This is a genomic window from Pseudomonas sp. CM27, assembly GCF_013179515.1.
GTDB lineage: Bacteria > Pseudomonadota > Gammaproteobacteria > Pseudomonadales > Pseudomonadaceae > Aquipseudomonas.
In genome coordinates, this window is record NZ_JABMCN010000403.1 from 1 (window position 1) to 2,270 (window position 2,270).

Below are 2,270 nucleotides of genomic sequence, written 5' to 3' on the forward strand. Positions count from 1 at the left end.
CGCGCTTCACGTGCAGAAAAACGCGACAGGCCCATCAGCAGGTTTTCTTCCACCGTCAGCCGCGGGAATATCTCGCGGCCCTGTGGCACATAAGCGATACCGGCATGAACTCGTTGCTGAGGTTTGAGCGTGGTGATCGGCTGGCCTTCCCATTCGATGCTGCCGTCGCGGGTGGGCACCAGGCCCATCAGGCAGCGCAGCAGGGTGGTCTTGCCGACGCCGTTGCGGCCGAGCAGGCAGGTGACTTCACCGACCTTGGCTTCGAAGGACAGGCCGCGCAGGATGTGGCTGCCGCCGTAGTACTGGTGCAGGGTGTCGATCTTGAGCATGTCGGTGTTCCTGAAAGGTTTGCTGTGCCTGTGCCGGCCCTATCGCTGGCAAGCCAGCTCCTACAGGTAAAGCACAAGCTCCGAGGCCTGTGGGGGTTCTGTGGGAGCTGGCTTGCCGGCGATAGAGCCGGCACAGCTTTGAAGATCTAGCGGCCCAGATACACCTCGACCACCCGCTCATCCGCCTGCACCTGCTCCAGCGGACCCTCGGCCAGCACACTGCCCTGGTGCAACACGGTCACATGGTCGGCAATGCTGCCGACAAAGCCCATGTCATGTTCCACTACCATCAGCGAATGCTTGCCAGCCAGGCCCTTGAACAGCTCGGCGGTAAATTCGGTTTCGGCGTCGGTCATGCCGGCCACCGGTTCGTCCAGCAACAGCAATTGCGGCTCCTGCACCAGCAGCATGCCGATCTCCAGAAACTGCTTTTGCCCATGCGACAACAGGCCTGCCTGGCGCTGGGCCAAGGGCAGCAGGCGCAGGGTGGTCAGCACTTCGTCGATGCGCTGGCGCTGTTCAGCGCTCAAACGGGCCGCCAGGCTCGCCCACACCGATTTATTGGCCTTCAGCGCCAGCTCCAGGTTCTCGAACAGCGTCAGTGCTTCGAATACCGTCGGCTTCTGGAACTTGCGGCCAATGCCGGCCTGCGCGATCTGATACTCGCTCATGCCGGTCAGGTCGAGTGTGTCGCCGAAGTAGGCCGTGCCACTGTCGGGGCGGGTCTTGCCGGTGATCACGTCCATCATCGTGGTCTTGCCGGCGCCATTGGGGCCGATGATGCAGCGCAGTTCACCCACGCCGATGTACAGGTTGAGCGCGTTGAGCGCCTTGAACCCATCGAAGCTGACGCTGATGTCTTCCAGGCTCAGCACCGTGCCGTGACGGGTGTCGAGGCCGGCCTTGCGGCGCTGGCCCAGGCCTATCGCCTCACGGCCGCTGCCGAGGTTGTCGAACACCGGCTCGAGCATGAATTCGGGGTGTACCGGGGGCACGCCTCTCATGGCTGGTTCCTTTTCTTCAACAGGCCGACTACGCCCTTGGGCAGGTACAGGGTAACGAGGATGAACAGCGCGCCGAGGAAGAACAGCCAGAACTCCGGGAAGGCCACGGTGAACCAGCTCTTCATGCCATTGACCATCCCCGCACCCAGCAGGGGGCCGATCAACGTGCCGCGCCCGCCAAGGGCGACCCACACGGCGGCTTCGATGGAGTTGGTCGGTGACATCTCGCTGGGGTTGATGATGCCCACCTGCGGCACGTACAACGCGCCGGCCAGGCCGCACAGCACGGCGCTGAGTACCCACACCAGCAGCTTGAAGCCACGCGGGTCGTAGCCGCAGAACATCAGGCGGTTTTCGCCATCGCGCACGGCGGTAAGCAGGCGGCCGAACTTGCTGCGGGTCAGGCACCAGCACAGGTACAGGCTGGCCAGCAGCAGGCCGACGGTGAGCAGGAACAGCGCCGCGCGGGTGCCTTGCGCAGCAATCTCGAAGCCAAGGATGGTACGAAAGCTGGTGAAGCCGTTGTTGCCGCCAAAGCCAGTCTCGTTGCGGAAGAACAGCAGCATGCCGGCGAAGGTCAGGGCCTGGGTCATGATCGAGAAGTACACGCCCTTGATGCGTGAGCGGAAGGCGAACCAGCCGAACACCAGCGCCAGCAGCCCGGGTGCAAGGACCACCAGGCACAGCGCCCAGGCGAAGTGCTGGGTGCCGGCCCAGTACCACGGCAGCTCGGTCCACGACAGAAAGGTCATGAACCCCGGCAGGCTGTCGCCGGCGGCCTGGCGCATCAGGTACATGCCCATGGCGTAGCCACCCAGGGCGAAGAACAGCCCGTGCCCCAGCGACAACAGCCCGGCGTAACCCCAGACCAGGTCCAGGGCCAGGGCGACGATGGCATAGCAGAGGATCTTGCCGACCAGGGTCAGGGTGTAGGCCG

Annotated in this window: 3 protein-coding genes; all 3 read right to left on the reverse strand. The window is 64.1% G+C overall.

Annotation, left to right across the window (positions count from 1 at the left end; all coding sequences use genetic code 11):
- Nucleotides 1-329: ATP-binding cassette domain-containing protein (locus HP547_RS28365; RefSeq protein ID WP_172288807.1), on the reverse strand; the 329-nt coding region annotated here is incomplete at its 3' end.
- 146 nt (nt 330-475) lie between these two features.
- Nucleotides 476-1,333 carry an urea ABC transporter ATP-binding protein UrtD gene (urtD, locus tag HP547_RS28370; RefSeq protein ID WP_172288809.1) on the reverse strand — a complete coding sequence of 286 codons (858 nt, stop codon included), beginning with the start codon at nt 1,331-1,333 and terminating at the stop codon, nt 476-478.
- Nucleotides 1,330-2,270 (reverse strand): urea ABC transporter permease subunit UrtC (gene urtC, locus HP547_RS28375; RefSeq protein WP_172288811.1); only part of this gene is annotated, 941 nt, incomplete at its 5' end. The genes urtD and urtC, both read right to left, overlap by 4 nt.